The organism is Winogradskyella psychrotolerans RS-3 (assembly GCF_000427335.1).
Classification (GTDB): Bacteria; Bacteroidota; Bacteroidia; order Flavobacteriales; family Flavobacteriaceae; genus Winogradskyella; species Winogradskyella psychrotolerans.
In genome coordinates this window covers 26,448-43,056 of record NZ_ATMR01000203.1, presented here as the reverse complement: position 1 = coordinate 43,056, position 16,609 = coordinate 26,448, and the positions used below count along the sequence as shown (strand labels likewise).

At 34.2% G+C, this 16,609-nt stretch carries 13 protein-coding genes; 9 read left to right on the top strand and 4 right to left on the bottom strand.

Annotated features, from left to right (window positions below; genetic code table 11):
• A partial coding sequence (locus tag ADIWIN_RS19785; RefSeq protein ID WP_051155498.1) for a DUF8693 domain-containing protein occupies positions 1–6,091 on the top strand: 6,091 nt, incomplete at its 5' end.
• 124 nt (positions 6,092–6,215) lie between these two features.
• Here ADIWIN_RS19785 and asnB read toward each other — a convergent pair.
• Positions 6,216–7,880, bottom strand: a complete 1,665-nt coding sequence (gene asnB / locus ADIWIN_RS18120) for an asparagine synthase B (RefSeq protein ID WP_020896650.1) — start codon at positions 7,878–7,880, stop codon at positions 6,216–6,218.
• A 272-nt stretch (positions 7,881–8,152) separates the two neighbouring features.
• Here asnB and ADIWIN_RS18115 point away from each other — a divergent pair, with 272 nt between their 5' ends.
• Complete coding sequence (locus ADIWIN_RS18115) at positions 8,153–8,743, top strand: DUF2911 domain-containing protein (RefSeq protein ID WP_040757711.1); 591 nt, start codon at positions 8,153–8,155, stop codon at positions 8,741–8,743.
• A 108-nt stretch (positions 8,744–8,851) separates the two neighbouring features.
• Positions 8,852–9,388, top strand: a complete 537-nt coding sequence (locus ADIWIN_RS18110) for a DUF2911 domain-containing protein (protein ID WP_020896648.1) — start codon at positions 8,852–8,854, stop codon at positions 9,386–9,388.
• A 117-nt stretch (positions 9,389–9,505) separates the two neighbouring features.
• On the opposite strand, the gene ADIWIN_RS18105 is transcribed toward ADIWIN_RS18110, so the two are convergent.
• Positions 9,506–10,138: a 7-carboxy-7-deazaguanine synthase QueE gene (locus ADIWIN_RS18105; protein ID WP_020896647.1), complete on the bottom strand. Its 633-nt coding sequence runs from the start codon at positions 10,136–10,138 to the stop codon at positions 9,506–9,508.
• 183 nt (positions 10,139–10,321) lie between these two features.
• Here ADIWIN_RS18105 and ADIWIN_RS18100 point away from each other — a divergent pair, with 183 nt between their 5' ends.
• Genes ADIWIN_RS18100 through ADIWIN_RS18075 form a run of 6 tightly spaced genes read left to right on the top strand, consistent with a single transcriptional unit; the run spans position 10,322 to position 14,889 of the window.
• Positions 10,322–11,860 carry a helicase HerA-like domain-containing protein gene (locus tag ADIWIN_RS18100; RefSeq protein WP_020896646.1) on the top strand — a complete coding sequence of 513 codons (1,539 nt, stop codon included), beginning with the start codon at positions 10,322–10,324 and terminating at the stop codon, positions 11,858–11,860.
• Between the two features lie 3 nt (positions 11,861–11,863).
• On the top strand, positions 11,864–12,436 hold the full coding sequence (locus ADIWIN_RS18095; protein WP_020896645.1) for a hypothetical protein: 573 nt from the start codon (positions 11,864–11,866) through the stop codon (positions 12,434–12,436).
• 34 nt (positions 12,437–12,470) lie between these two features.
• On the top strand, positions 12,471–12,845 hold the full coding sequence (locus ADIWIN_RS18090) for a cupin domain-containing protein (RefSeq protein ID WP_020896644.1): 375 nt from the start codon (positions 12,471–12,473) through the stop codon (positions 12,843–12,845).
• Positions 12,846–12,847: 2 nt separating this feature from the next.
• The gene (locus ADIWIN_RS18085; RefSeq protein WP_020896643.1) at positions 12,848–13,675 is read left to right on the top strand and encodes an alpha/beta fold hydrolase; all 828 of its coding nucleotides are present in this window, start codon (positions 12,848–12,850) and stop codon (positions 13,673–13,675) included.
• Positions 13,676–13,696: 21 nt separating this feature from the next.
• The gene (locus tag ADIWIN_RS18080; protein ID WP_020896642.1) at positions 13,697–14,467 is read left to right on the top strand and encodes a pseudouridine synthase; all 771 of its coding nucleotides are present in this window, start codon (positions 13,697–13,699) and stop codon (positions 14,465–14,467) included.
• A 2-nt stretch (positions 14,468–14,469) separates the two neighbouring features.
• Positions 14,470–14,889, top strand: a complete 420-nt coding sequence (locus ADIWIN_RS18075) for a VOC family protein (protein WP_020896641.1) — start codon at positions 14,470–14,472, stop codon at positions 14,887–14,889.
• Here ADIWIN_RS18075 and ADIWIN_RS18070 read toward each other — a convergent pair.
• Both ADIWIN_RS18070 and ADIWIN_RS18065 read right to left on the bottom strand, forming a co-directional pair.
• Complete coding sequence (locus ADIWIN_RS18070) at positions 14,875–15,603, bottom strand: YwaF family protein (RefSeq protein ID WP_020896640.1); 729 nt, start codon at positions 15,601–15,603, stop codon at positions 14,875–14,877. The two genes, ADIWIN_RS18075 and ADIWIN_RS18070, sit on opposite strands and share 15 nt — an antisense overlap.
• An 8-nt stretch (positions 15,604–15,611) precedes the next feature.
• Positions 15,612–16,496, bottom strand: a complete 885-nt coding sequence (locus tag ADIWIN_RS18065; RefSeq protein WP_020896639.1) for a bifunctional 5,10-methylenetetrahydrofolate dehydrogenase/5,10-methenyltetrahydrofolate cyclohydrolase — start codon at positions 16,494–16,496, stop codon at positions 15,612–15,614.
• Between the last annotated feature and the right edge of the window lie 113 nt (positions 16,497–16,609).

Below are 16,609 nucleotides of genomic sequence, written 5' to 3'. Positions count from 1 at the left end.
CCTCTGGCAAGCAGATGGCATTACAGAAATACAAAGTGAAAGATATGTATTTAATGATGAAGACGTAACCATTGGAGGCGTAAACCTAACACCTGGAACCACTTATTACATATCTGTGGATAGTTACAGCTCAGCCTACAATGGCACATTTACTTTATGCCTACAGGATACCGTAGACTATGATTTTTATGAAGGAGCTATCGATGTTACTAGCATCATTAACAGTTGCTCCGCTGACGCAATCTATACAACTATAGGAGCTACACCAGACAAGCACGAAGGTAGTAATTGGAACAATAACGGACCTAAATATAACCGTTGGTTCAAATTTACCGCACCTGCAACTGGTGAAATCAATATCACTGTTGATAGAGGCAACTCTAAAGGAACACAACTATATACACAGTTAGCCCTTTGGGAAGCAAATGGCACTACAGAAGTGCACAGTGAAAGCTATGTATTCAATGACGATGACGTAATCTTAGGTGCCCCAAACCTAACACCGGGGAACACTTATTACATATCTGTAGATACTTACAACTCAAACTACAGAGGCACATTTACTTTATGCATTGAAGATACTGTGGACTATGACTTTTACGAAGGAGCTATCGATGTTACCAACATTATAAATGGCTGTTCGGCTGATGCAATCTATACAACTGTAGGAGCTACACCAGACAAGTATGAAGGTAGTAATTGGAGCAATAACGGACCTAAATATAACCGTTGGTTCAAATTTACCGCACCTGCAACTGGTGAAATCAATATCACTGTTGACAGAGGAGACTCTAAAGGAACACAACAATACACACAATTAGCACTCTGGCAAGCAGATGGCTTTACAGAAGTACAAAGTGAAAGATATGCTTTCGGTGACGAAGACGTTACCATTGGCGGCGTAAACCTAATACCTGGAGACACTTATTACATATCTGTAGATACTCACGCCTCATACTACAGAGGTACATTTACATTATGTCTAGAAGATGCTGTGGACTATGACTTTTACGAAGGAGCTATCGATGTTACTAACATTATAAACGGCTGTTCTGCTGATGCCATCTATACAACTGTAGGGGCTACACCTGACAGAAACAAAGGTGACAACTGGAGCAATAACGGACCTAAATATAACCGTTGGTTCAAATTTACCGCACCTGCAACTAGCGAAATAAATATCACCGTTGACAGAGGTGACTCTAAAGGAACCCAGCAACTAACGCAAATAGCGATTTGGGAAGAAGGTGGTTTTATAGAAGTACAAAGTGAAAGATATGCGTTCGGTGACGAAGACGTAACCATTGGAGCCGTAGGCCTAACACCTGGGAACACTTATTACATATCTGTAGATACTCACGCTTCAAGCTTTATAGGGACATTTACTTTATGTCTAGAAGATACTGTAGATTATGACTTTTACGAAGGAGCTATCGATGTTACCAACATTATAAACAGCTGTTCAGCTGATGCTATCTATACAACTGTAGGAGCTACACCAGACAGATTTAAAGGTAGCAACTGGAGCAATAACGGACCTATAGCTAACCGGTGGTTCAAATTTACCGCACCAGCAATAGGTAACATCAGTATCACTGTTGATATAGGAGACTCTAAAGGAACACAACGATACACACAATTAGCGCTCTGGCAATCAGGTGGGGAGACAGAAGTACAAAGCAAACGTTATACTGCTGCTGCTGATCATCTTACCGTTGAAGCCGTAAACCTAACACCTGGGACTACTTATTACATTTCTGTTGATGTACTCAACTATCAGCAAGGTACATTTACTTTATGCATAGAAAATACTGTGGGTTATGACTTTTATGAAGGTGCTATCGATGTTACAAACATGATTAACAGTTGTTCTCCTGATGCAATTTATACAACTACAAATGCTACACCAGACAGAAACAAAGGTGACAGCTGGAGCAATAACAGTCCTTATAACAATCGTTGGTTCAAATTTATCGCACCTGCAACTGGCGAAATCAATATCACTGTTGATACAGAAAACTCTAAAGGAACACAACGCGCTACACAATTAGCACTCTGGCAAGCAAATGGAGTAACAGAAGTACAAAGTGAAAGTTATGCTAGTTATTACGATGATGTTACAATTGGAGCTCTAAACCTAATCCCTGGAGCTACTTATTACATATCTGTTGACACAGCTGCCACTTACCTTAGTGGAACATTTACTTTATGCTTAGAAGATATTTATGGGCTTTCTAACTATGGTCCTGGAGGAGTAAGACAAGATTTAAGGTTATGGTTACGTGCAGACACAGGCACACAAACAAATACTGACGGAGTTGCCATTAATTCATGGATAGACCAAGGTAAAGCATCAGATGCATCAAGCACTATTGGACAAAACCCTATTTATAAAAACAATAGTAATGACAACCTCAACTACAACCCTGTTTTAGATTTTTCTGGAAACAAATCAATGCTTGGTAAATATTCAACTGGATTTTTTAGTCAAGATATTTTTGTAGTCGTAATTCCAAATGCTTCTGCTAGTAATACCACTCCTAGAATGACTGTTTTATCTGGAGAAACTTCATCCGAAAGTATTAATGACATATCTGGTATTGGATTTGGAGATTATACTGGAGCAATTTCAAACGAGATTTTAACCTACGCTCAAGGTGACGACAGTTCTTATAGTGTTTCTGAAGTGAACACTTCTAAAACATATTCTAATATTGGAATTATCAATGCTAGAAACAATAGTTTTGGTAATGGCATGGAGCTTTTTTATAATGCGCTTCAAATAGACAATTCTTCAACAGGAACTGGTTTTAATAACATTATTGGTGGACAATATTGGTTAGGGAAAAACAAATCTGACACCTCAGGTAATTTTAACGGAAGAATTGCTGAAATTATCACCTACTCATCACTTCAAAGTGACTCAGAGCGCGCCAAAATAGAATCTTATTTAGCCTTAAAATATGGGATCACTTTAGGTGTCAATGGTACTAGTCAAAACTATGTAGATTCTAATAGTCATATTATTTGGGATACTGCTGCTAATTTAAATTATAACTTTGATATCGCAGGTATTGGTAAAGATGATGCACTTGCGAGTTCTCTACTAAATCAAAAACAATCTAAGAGTGTTAATAACAACACAGATGTTACCATTGGATTAGGAACTATTGAAACTACTAATTCTGCAAATTCATCTGTATTCTCAGTCGATAAAAGTTTTTTAATTTGGGGAAATAACAACGGTGTTTTAAATGATCCTGGAGCATCTGCGGATCGCGTTATTGATCTCGGATCTGGAATCCAAACCAACTTACGCCTCACAAGTAAAAAGTGGAAAATAGTAGAAACAGGAGGAGATGTTAGTGATGTACTTTTATCTATCCCTTCTGCTGCATTTAGTAGCTTTTCATTAAACCCTGACGAAGAATATATGTTAGTGGTTTCTACAACTGATACTTTTGCAAATACAGATATCATAGATGTAGTTCCCTTAAAAGTATCAGGTCAAAATCTTCAAACTTGGTATGATTTCGATGACACAAATTATTTCACCTTTGCTAAAAGCAGTTTAATAGAAAACTCGCTTCAAATCCAAAATGCTAGTGGAGATTATTCAGTAAGTAATACTAAAATTAACTTAAATTCTTCTTTTACTATTTCTTCATGGATTCGTAATGGAAATACATCTGGTAATCGAAGTTTTGTCGCTAAAGGAACAGCATATGACTTAAAATTAAATTCTTCAAATAGAATACAAGTGTCTTGGAACAATGTGATTAGAATGACCTCTAGTACTCTTGTAAATGATGGTAATTGGCATCATATTACTGTGACGTTTAATGAAGGAACTGCTACTTTATTGATCGATGGGGTAATTGAAAGAACAGTGAGTTCTTTACCAATCCCAGTGGCAACAAACCATAAATTTTCTGTAGGAGCAGTTTATTATAATAAGAATTCTATTTCAGATTATTTTGTTGGAGACATAGATGAAGTCCTTGTTTGGAACCGTGCATTAACGGTAAGCCAAATACGTTATATTATGAATCAGGAAATTGAAAAATTTTCAGACAATATGGCAAACGGAAAAATAGTACCGCAATCAATTTCTAAAAATGAAGTTCAAGATATTCCATGGAGCGAACTGAATGCTTATTTCGATTTAAATTCTATTGTAGGAGGTTCTTTTATTGGGAAATCAGACAATAAAAACTACTTGAGAATTAATTATAAAAATGCTAATAAAACTACTTTAGCGATTCAAACAGCACCTTTACCATACCAAAGCGCTTCAAATGACAGTTGGTCAAATAATTCGACCTGGTCAAATGGTATGCTGCAAACGCTTCCTAATAGCTTATCAATAGTAGATAATACACCTATAGATTGGAATATTGTTGAAACCAACCATAACATTGATACTGGAGGAAATAAAACGGTATTAGGCTTAGTTGTTAACAGCGGACAACTCGATGCTACTATGGATTCTAAAATAGAAGTTTCTCATTATTTAAAATTAAATGGAAAAATAGATTTGGTTGGAAAATCACAACTTGTACAAACTTTAGGAAGTGATATTGATGCTACAAGTAGCGGATCACTAGAAAGAGATCAACAAGGAACGAAAAATTTATACAACTATAATTATTGGTCCTCACCAGTTGGAACCTCAAATGCAACTACAAACAACAACACTTACACAGTTGAAACTGTTTTAAGAGATGGTACAGATCCTACTGACCCAAAAGCTATTAATTGGACAGGAGGTTACGATGGCGCTTCAGGCACACCAATCAGTTTGGCACGTGGTTGGATTTATAAATTCCAAAACTTAAACGATAACTATGCTAATTGGGAACGCATTTATGAAACAGGAGATTTAAAGCCAGCCAATGGATTTACACTAAAAGGCAGCGGAACTATTAGTACTGATCAAAACTATACGTTTATTGGAAAACCATTTAACGGCTCTATTGATATCCCAATTGCGGCCAACTATCTCAACTTATCTGGTAACCCTTATGCTTCTGCATTAGATGCAAACACTTTTATTTCAGACAATTTAAGCTCTACAGATGGCACACTTTATTTCTGGGAACATTCACCAACAAATTCATCCCATAATATATCAGATTATGAAGGTGGATATTCAACTCGAAATTTAATTGGAGGTATAGGCCCTGTTGTACCTAATGACATTGGAGGTTTAGGGACAAGTTCTAGAATCCCTAATCGCTTTATCCCTGTTGGTCAAGGATTTTTTATTAACGGAAGTACAACTGGTGGCACTATAAATTTCAACAATAACCAGAGAGCTTTTATTAAAGAAGATCATTCGCAATCTGGTCCACTTTTCAGACAAAATGATATCGTTAATAATCAAGAAGATGAATTCACCGATGATAATTATGCTAAAATCAGATTAGGTTTTAACACCTCCAACAATTTTCACAGACAACTATTGTTAGGGTTTATGAACGAGCATGCCACAAATGGAATCGATGTTGGATATGACGCTTTGCTTTTTGATGATTTCACTAACGATATGTATTTTACAATTGATGATTCTAAACTTGTAATTCAAGGAGATAGCTATTTCAACACAAACAACATTTATCCCATTGGAGTGATTTCGGAAGAAGAAGGCATCGCAAAATTCACATTAGATGATACTGAATATTTTGATGAAAATCAACCTATTTATATTTATGATGATTTAACAGGAATATATCACGATATAAAGGAAACACCGTTAGAAATCATGCTTCCTGCAGGAACAGTTGAAAACCGTTTCTCATTAAGATTTAGTGCTCAATCTCTAAGTATTGATGAAGCTGAGATAAATGACGCATTAACTATTTTCTTTAACAATGGTAATGATAATATAACTCTAACAAATATTAAGCCTGAGACTACAATTACGTCTGTTTCATTATTCAATATTTTGGGACAAGCTATATATATTTGGGACATAAATAACAATGAAACCGAAATTACAATTCCTGTAAAGAATGTTTCATTAGGCGTATATATCGTTAAAGTAAAAACTACAAATGGAACATTCAGCCAAAAGGTTATTATAAAATAAACTTCGTTAACAAAAAAACAGCTCTTTAAGTTATTAAAAGAGCTGTTATGAAATTGAGATTACCCAATGTTATTATGTCATTAAAAGGTCGGCTTTTGTAAAAACCGACCTTTATTATCTCCTATTAATACGCTTTATCATGCACATTAGCAATTGCTCTACCAGAAGGATCGTTCATGTTTTTAAAGGCTTCGTCCCACTCTAAAGCCGTTGCAGTACTACAAGCTACACTTGCTTCTTGAGGCACACTTAATGCTGCTGCATCACTTGGAAAATGACCTTCAAAAATACTTCTGTAATAATACTCTTCTTTGTTTAAAGGTGTGTTAATTGGAAAACGGAATGACGCATTTTGTATTTGCTCATCTGTAACTTCACTTGCTACAAGTTCTTTTAAGGTATCAATCCAACTATAACCTACTCCATCAGAAAATTGTTCTTTTTGTCTCCATGCTACGCTTTCTGGAATCATGTCTTCAAATGCTTTACGAACCACCCATTTTTCCATGCGTTCTCCGTTAATCATTTTATCTTTTGGGTTGATGCGCATGGCAACATCCATAAATTCTTTATCTAAGAATGGCACACGACCTTCAATTCCCCAAGCTGCTAAACTTTTGTTTGCTCTTAAGCAATCGTACATATGTAACTTATCTAATTTACGAACCGTTTCTTCATGAAACTCTTGTGCACTTGGTGCTTTATGAAAGTATAAATACCCACCAAATAACTCATCGGCACCTTCACCAGATAATACCATTTTAATTCCCATTGATTTAATAACTCTTGCCATTAAATACATTGGAGTCGATGAACGAATCGTAGTAATATCGTAAGTTTCAATATTATAAATAACATCTTTAATAGCATCTAAACCTTCTTGGATTGTAAATTTAATTTCGTGATGTACTGTCCCAATATGGTCTGCAACTACTTTTGCCGCAGCCAAATCTGGAGAACCATCTAATCCAACCGAAAACGAGTGCAATTGAGGGTACCACGCTTTTTCTTTATCATCCGCTTCGATACGTCTTTCAGAGTATTTTTTAGCAATGGCAGACGTCACTGAAGAATCTAAACCACCAGATAATAATACACCGTAAGGCACATCACTCATTAGCTGTCTATGTACAGCATCTTCTAAGGCTTGTTTTACTTCTTCTATACTTGTTTCATTATCTTTTACTGCATCATACTCTGTCCAATCGCGTTTGTACCATTTTACAAATTCGCCATCTTTGCTAGACATATAGTGTCCTGGAGGAAATAATTCAATTTTAGTACAAATACCTTCTAATGCTTTTAATTCTGATGCGACATAAAAAGTTCCGTTTTTATCCCATCCTATATATAAAGGAATAATTCCCATGTGATCTCTAGCAATGAAATATTCATCTTTTTCAACATCGTAAATAGCGAATCCGAAAATACCATTCATGTCATCTACAAAGTCCACACCTTTTTCTTGATATAACGCTAAGATTACTTCACAATCACTTTGCGTTTGAAAATCGTATTTACCTTCAAATTGTTTTCTTAATGCTCTATGGTTATAGATTTCTCCGTTAGCTGCTAGAATTAGTTTTTTATCTGGACTTAATAAGGGTTGTTTTCCTGAAGCTGGATCAACAATCGCTAAACGCTCATGTGCCATAATTACCTTGTCATCACTATAAATTCCGCTCCAATCTGGTCCACGATGACGAATTGTTTTTGCCATCTCTAAAACCTGAGGTCTTAAGTCTTCAACTTTTTGTTTTATATCGAACGCACATACTATTCCGCACATAACTTTTATCTTTTTTTGAATTAGGCTTAAACTATTGTCAGCCATATATTATTAATTATAGGACAAATATGAACTTAAACTTTCATATTAAAAACATAAAGGACAATAATGATTTCAATTTGAAACATAAAGCAATAAATACACACTAATAATAAACTAACACAACATTAAATAAACAGATTACCTACTAATTTGTAAATTTTAGTATTTCCTTACGACAGAGTGCATATAATAAACTTTATTTTTAACCAAACCAAAAATTAATTCTATTCATGAAAACACAAAAATTACTTACTACTATTAGCTTATCATTTGTAATGCTTATATCATTAAATGTTAATGCTCAAGAATTTGACAAAATGGACAACAGCACAATGGATCGAGCTTACTATCCTTCAAACGCACCAAAAAGAACATTTGAGAAAACTGACGAAGCTAAGAAGCTAGCAGAACCAAAAATTAGAGTTACTTACTCTAGACCAGCTAAAAAAGGAAGAGAAGTTTTTGGTAAGCTTTTAAAATTTGGAAAAGCATGGAGAGTTGGCGCTAATGAGTCAACAGAAATATTATTTGTAAATGATGTTACTTTTGGAGGTAAAGACATTAAAGCAGGACGTTATAGTGTTATTATTATTCCTACTGAAAACGAATGGACTCTAAAATTAAACACAGAGCTTGACGGTTGGGGAAATTACGGCTATGATGAAACTAAAGATATTGCAAGCGTATCAGTGCCAGTAACAAAAAGTGATAAAGAAATTGAAAACTTATCTATCGCACTTTACAAAGCTTCTGAAAATACTGTGAACTTAAAAATAGGATGGGATACTACAATTGCTGAATTTCCAATTACCGTAAAATAAGATATAAATTTTAACATCCATTTTAGATATTTAATATAATATTAAGACCAATGGGTTTTATCTTTATCGAATTCACATTCACAAAAAATTAAAAATAAAAAATAAATTATGAAAACATCAAGACTATTAACAACCATTTCTTTTGCATTTATGATGCTTATTTCTTTTAATGCCGAAGCACAAAAATTTTCTAGCTTAGACAAAAGCCCATTAGACGCAGCTTCATTTGGAAGAGGTAATGATCAATTGATAAAAGTATATTATGGTAGACCACAACTAAAAGGTAGAACCGTAAAAGAATTAACTCAAAAAGATAAAGTATGGAGAACAGGTGCTAACGAAGCAACTGAACTTATTCTTTTTAAGGATATGAAACTTGGAGGGAAAACTGTTAAAGCTGGTACATATTCATTATTTACAGTTCCTGGAGATAAAGAATGGACCGTTATTGTAAGTTCTGATGTAAATAATTGGGGAGCTTCTGGATACAAAGAAGATAATACGGTAGCAAGTATTACTGTTCCTGTAACAGAAGGTAAAGAATCTTTAGAAGCTTTTTCTATTGCTTTTGATAAATCTGATGACGGTGTACACATGTTCATCGGTTGGGGAACAACTAGAGTTGCTGTGCCTTTTACGAAATAGCTGTTAGCTGTTAGCTGAAATAAAAAAGTTCCGAGAAGATTTATACTTCTCGGAACTTTTTATTTTATATGTTTTCTCAATTTTAAAAAGCAGCAAACCCAAAAACTAAAGGCTTGACTAAGGAATATTCAAATACTTATGTGTTTGTAAAGATACTTTCCATTTAGGGTTAGCCATTACATAATCTACAATTTGCGGTACCATTTTATCGCTTTTGCTCCACTCAGGTTGCAGATATAAAATACAATCTTTATTAACCTTAGCAGCTTGTTCTTCCGCGAATTTAAAATCATCTTTATTGAAAATAATGCACTTTAGTTCATGTGCTTTTTCCAAGACTTCTTCTGTTGGTAATTTCAACTTTTTTGGGGAGAGACAAATCCAATCCCAATCACCAGTCAACTTATAAGCTCCAGACGTTTCAATATGGGTTTGTAAGCCTCTTTCTTTTAATTGTTTGGTCAATGGGTCCATATCCCACATTAAAGGCTCACCTCCTGTAACAACAATAGTCTTACTATACTTTTCAGCATTTTCAACAATCTTTGTAATCTCAGTAGGAGGATGCAATTCTGCCAACCAACTTTCTTTAACGTCGCACCAATGGCACCCCACATCACAACCACCAATTCTTATAAAATAGGCAGCAGTTCCTTTGTGGAAACCTTCTCCTTGAATGGTATAAAACTCTTCCATTAAAGGTAACAATAACCCTTTATCTATTAACTCTTGTCGTTCTCTTCTTGTCATAGTTTGCAAAGATAGTTATTTAGTTTTCAGTCTCAGTCTCACTTTACAGTAAACTATGACTAAAAACTCAACATTTCTATATTTCAAAATAAAGAATTGTATATATGAATACTGAATTATGAAATTGAAATCTATTTCATACTTGATTAAAATTACAGTATTTTTATAGAAATTTTCTAATCAATGAATAAGACTGAAGCTTTCGTAAAAGAGATTAACGAAGGAAACACTTGTAAAGGCGACTTTATTACTTTGGGTTCTGCTATGTTAGACGGCAAAACAATTACAAATACGTTTGTAAATGTTCCATTAAAAACCATGAATAGACATGGCCTTATTGCTGGAGCAACAGGTACTGGAAAGACAAAAACGCTTCAGGTTTTAGCTGAAAATTTATCAGAAAAAGGTGTTCCTGTTTTATTGATGGACATTAAAGGAGATTTAAGTGGATTAGCAAAACCAAGTCCTGGCCATGCGAAAATTGATGAACGCCATGCGCAAATTGGGATACCGTTTGAACCTAAAGCATTTCCTGTGGAAGTAATGACTTTATCTGAACAAGATGGAGTGCGTTTAAGAGCAACAATAAGTGAATTTGGTCCTGTTTTAATTTCGAGAATATTAGATGTTACGGAAACCCAAGCTGGAATAATTTCTGTGATTTTTAAATATTGCGATGATAACCATTTACCATTATTAGATCTTAAAGACTTCAAGAAAATTCTACAATATGCCACTAATGAAGGTAAGAAAGAATTTGAAGACGCCTATGGTCGTATTTCAACTGCTTCAACAGGAGCCATTCTAAGAAAACTTGTAGAAATTGAACAACAAGGTGGGGATGTTTTCTTTGGTGAAACCTCTTTTGACACACAAGATCTATTACGTATTGATGAAAATGGTCGTGGTTATATTAATATTATTAGACTGACAGATATTCAAGATAAGCCTAAATTATTTTCAACATTTATGTTGAGTTTATTGGCAGAGATCTACTCCACATTTCCTGAACAAGGAGATAGTGGCCGACCAGAACTTATTATGTTTATTGATGAAGCACATTTAATTTTTAATGAAGCCTCTAGTGCATTATTAAATCAAATTGAAAGTATTGTAAAATTGATTCGTAGTAAAGGAGTTGGATTATATTTTGTAACTCAGAATCCAACAGATGTACCAGAAGCAGTTTTAGGACAGTTAGGTTTAAAAGTACAACATGCTTTAAGAGCCTTTACTGCAAAAGACAGAAAAGCCATAAAATTAACAGCTCAAAATTATCCTGATACAGATTATTACGACACAGCCGAAGTTTTAACGTCCTTAGGAATTGGAGAAGCTTTAGTTTCTGCATTAGATGAAAAAGGAAAACCAACACCATTAGCTGCTACCATGTTGCGTGCACCGATGAGTAGAATGGATATTTTAACAGAATCTGAATTAGCAGGTTTATTAGCAGAATCAAAATTAGCTAAAAAGTACAATCAAGAAATTGACAGAGAAAGTGCTTACGAAATGCTGAATAAAAAAATTGAGCAAGCCGAAGCAGAAGAAGCAATACAAAAAGCTAAAGAAGAAAAAGAAGCCTTAAAACGCGCTGAAAGTAAAATAAAAAGAAGCTCAACGAGAAGACAAAGCACACGAATGAATCCTATTATTAAGGTTTTAACAAGTGCAACAGTCATAAGAGGAGTCTTAGGAATATTAAGTAAAATGATTAAATAAGTAATGCTTAAATCTAAAATGAGAAACATCCTGTTTACCGCACTAACTTGTGCTATTTTATTATCTAGTTGTGCTAACGAAAAAGCACCAAATCCTTTTAAAATCACTAAAAATCATATCGGTTTATTAACCGACTCTACACAAGTAAAAGAATTAGATGCCATTTTCGTTAATGATTCTGTTGTTAGGTACATTGCTGGAGATGAATTCATAGGCTCTGTTAACACCATTGAAATATTCGAAAAAGGCGGTAAAAAACTCTTAGATTTATCTCCTAGAGAAGCTTTAGATTCTACTTCGGTAATCTCTAGTATTAACATAATTGATTCACGTTACAACACTGACAAAAACATATCTAATTTAAGTACTTATAAAGATATAAGTGAGGCTTATAAAGTTTCAAAAGTTGATAACCTTATTAATGTTATTGTGGTTTCTGTAAATGAAATTAATGCCTCTTTTACTATTGATAAAAAAGAATTACCTGCAAGTATGCGTTTTGACATGGGTATGAATATTGACCCGATTCAAATTCCTGGAAAAGCGAAGATTAAATATTTTATGGTACATTGGTAAATAGTTGATAGTTGATAGTTGATAGTTGATAAATATGCAGAAAAAACAAAAATATAAAATTCAAAACTCCCCATTTATCGTTCCTACTGACGATGGTAAAATTATAAAAGAACATTTTGGAAAAGCTACAGACGGCAACTCAGAAATAAGCATTGCCCATATGGTTGCTCCGGCTGGTTGGTCGGAGCCTTTTCAGACTCCAGAATTTGACGAATATACTTTTATCATTAAAGGAAAGAAACAATTTATTATAGACGGTGAAATTATCGTTCTGGAAGCAGGACAATCTATTAAAGTAGATAAAAACACACGTTTACAATATTCTAATCCATTCACTGAACCTTGTGAATATTTAGCTGTTTGCTTACCTGCATTTTCAATTGAATCCGTAAATAGAGAAGACCTATAAATATGAGTAGTTTTGTTATTAGATCCATTGGTAGCGCACTAAACGCGACCAGTTTAATTTCCTCTAAATATGCCGCAAAAAAAGCTATAAGCCTTTTTGCTTCTCCCAGAAAGGGGCGTTACAACGACGAGCAAAAACGCATAATTGATTCGGCATTTTATGAAGAAATAAATTATAATAATCTAGATATCGCAACCTATCGTTGGGTAGGAAAAGGCAAAACCGTTTTACTCGCTCATGGTTGGGAAAGTAATGCGTCACGCTGGGAGTATATACTAAAAGACTTAAGATCTCAAGATTATAACATTATTGCCTTAGATGCTCCGGCACATGGAAGATCTGACAGCAAACAGTTTAATGCTATTTTATATTCTGAATTTATAAATGTAGTCGCTAACAAATTTCAACCAGATGTTTTAATTGGTCACTCCGTTGGCGGCATGTCTTGTGTTTTTTATATGCATAAATACCAATTACCATCTATAAAAAAAATGATTCTATTAGGAGCTCCTGCACATTTCACAGGTGTTTTTGACAGATACAAATCCATGATGGGCTTTAACAACAAAGTTTCAAATGGATTAGACAATATTATTATCGAACGCTTTGGGCAACCAGTCGCTTACTTTTCTGCTGCCAACTTTACAGAATCCATTAAAGTGAAAGGGTTAATTATTCATGATAAAAAAGACCGTATTATTCCTTATGAGGACGCACAATTAATTGCAAATCGTTATAAAAATGCTGAATTAATTTCGACTACTGGTTTTGGACACGGATTAAAGGATATTTCTTTAACACCTCAGATTATTGAATTCATTAATGATTAATCTTTATTGTACTTTTGCACCATGTCAGAAGATTTAAAACGTTTAAACAAATACCTTAGCGAAGCTGGTTATTGCTCACGTAGAGCAGCAGACCGATTAATTGAAGCAGGAAGAGTAACCATTAACGATGTCGTACCAGAAATGGGGACAAAAGTTGCACCTGAAGATGTGGTAAAAGTCGATGGAGAAATTATTGGCCAACGCAAACAAGACTTTGTGTATTTAGCTTTTAACAAACCAGTAGGTATTGTTTGCACTACAGACACACGTGTTGAAAAGGATAATATTATTGATTACATTAATTACCCTAAACGTATTTTTCCTGTTGGAAGATTAGACAAACCAAGTGAAGGTTTAATTCTACTCACTGACGATGGAGATATTGTAAACAAGATTTTAAGAGCGAGTAATAATCACGAAAAAGAATACATCGTCACCGTAGACCAACCGATTTCTCAAACTTTTATTGAGCGTATGGCTGGCGGCATTTATTTAGAGGATTTAGACAAGCACACCAATAAGTGTGAGGTTAAAAAGATTGATAAATTTACATTCAGTATCATATTAACTCAAGGTTTAAATAGGCAAATCCGACGCATGTGTGAGTATTGTAATTATGAAGTACAAGCATTAAAACGAATTCGGATAATGAATGTAAAACTTGATGTGTCTTCTGGTCAATATAGAGAATTAACAAAAGAAGAATTCCAAAGCTTGAATGAACTAATAGCTGATTCTACTAAAATCTACGAAGCAAATAAAGGGAACACAGCAAGACATAACAGACGTTAATTATGGCATTAACACCTTTTCATTTGGCTATTCCTGTTCATAATTTAAAAATATCTAGAGATTTCTACACCAATACATTAAACCTTGAAGAAGGAAGAAGTAGTGACCATTGGGTCGATTACAACTTTTTTGGACACCAATTGGTTATTCACTACAAGGAGAATGAAGTTAACGAAACTATTACAAATTCAGTAGATGGCAAAGCCGTACCTGTGCCACATTTTGGTGTGGTTTTAGAATGGGAAGCATTTCAAGAATTTGCCGAATTATTAAAGTCGAAAGACATAACGTTTATCATTGAACCTTATATAAGATTTGAAGGATTAGTAGGAGAACAAGTGACAATGTTTTTTAAAGACCCATCGGGAAATGCTTTAGAATTTAAAGCGTTTAAAGATATAAATCAGTTATTTGCTAAGTGATTTCATTCTTTTATTTAAAAGAAGGAACGGCAAGTAAATCATCAAAAATAAAGGCATAATTATCAACTGCCCTACCATAATATAATAAGGCCATTCTCCAAAATAATCTAATAATGAAGCTGATTTAGGCTTTTCATTTAAGTAGAAATAATTAGCATCTAATACGTAGTTTACTCCTACCATAAGAACCACATAAACCTGAAGTGCTAAGAAAGATTTAAAAACACTTCTTAAGGTTGGTTTCATCTTAAAGACAAAAATGAAATAGAATATTATAGATAGTAAGCCTAAATGTACAGTCCAATATCTAAAATAATCAAAACTAGGGAATCCGTTTGCTATATCAGGCGTAATAACACCTTGTAATGTACCGCCAATTATCAAAAATACTAAAACTTCAAACATCCAATATTTACGATAATACGTAAAAACCGGAATCAGTAAAGCCATTAGACTACAGAGATAAAGCGGTAAATCGGTTTTAAAATTATAATTATCGAAAAGTATTCGATATACATGAAACCCTATAAGTGTTAGAGACACAAACCATCCCAAATAATGAATCGTTTTTTGTTTTTGTCTTAAGCAGAACGACTTATTAACATATCTAATTACAAAAACAGCCCCAATAACTCCACATAGAATTGGAAATAGATGCTGGAAACTACCTATTGTAACTTTTGATAGTACAATACATAGTATCACTACACTCATAGAATAAATTATCTATGATTTTTTCTGTGCTGCTCTCTTGCCAGTAATGTATTCTTCAATAACATTGCAATAGTCATTGGTCCTACTCCACCAGGAACTGGAGTTATAAAACTCGCTTTTTTACTCACATTTTCAAAATCTACATCACCAGTAATATAGTAGCCTTTTTCAGAATCGTCAGGTACTCTTGTGATTCCTACATCAATAATTACCACATCGTCTTTTACCATTTCAGCTTTTAAAAATTTAGGCACTCCTAATGCTGAAATAATAACATCTGCTTGCGATGTTATCTGTGTAATATTTTTAGTATGACTATGCGTTAAGGTCACTGTTGAGTTTCCTGGAAAACCTTTTCGTCCCATTAAAATACTCATCGGACGACCAACAATATGAGATCTACCAATTACAACGGTATGTTTTCCTTTAGTTTCAACTTCGTAACGTTCTAGTAATTCTAAAATTCCAAAAGGTGTTGCCGGAATAAATGTAGACATATCTAATGCCATTTTCCCAAAGTTCATCGGATGAAAACCATCAACATCCTTATCAGGATTTACTGCCATCAATACTTTCTGAGTATTAATCTGTGGAGGTAATGGTAATTGAATTATAAAGCCATCAATATCATCGTTATTATTAAGCTCTTCTATTTTATCTAGCAACTCAACTTCGCTAGTTGTATTAGACATACGTACCATTGTAGATTCAAATCCAACACGTTCACATGCTCTAACTTTACTACCAACATACGTTAAACTAGCTCCATCGTTACCAACAATTACAGCTGCCAAATGCGGAACTTTTTCATCATTAGCTTTCATCTTATCGACTTCGGCTTTGATTTCATTTTTAATATCGTTACTTACTTTTTTTCCGTCTAAAATTGTCATGCTTTTGGTTATTGTTTTCTCGCAAAGACGCTATGGCGCAAAGCTATAATTGATTAATATATTATTTTAAAAGCCAGCAGAAGACTGCGGACTAAAACTGCCTACTGAAGACT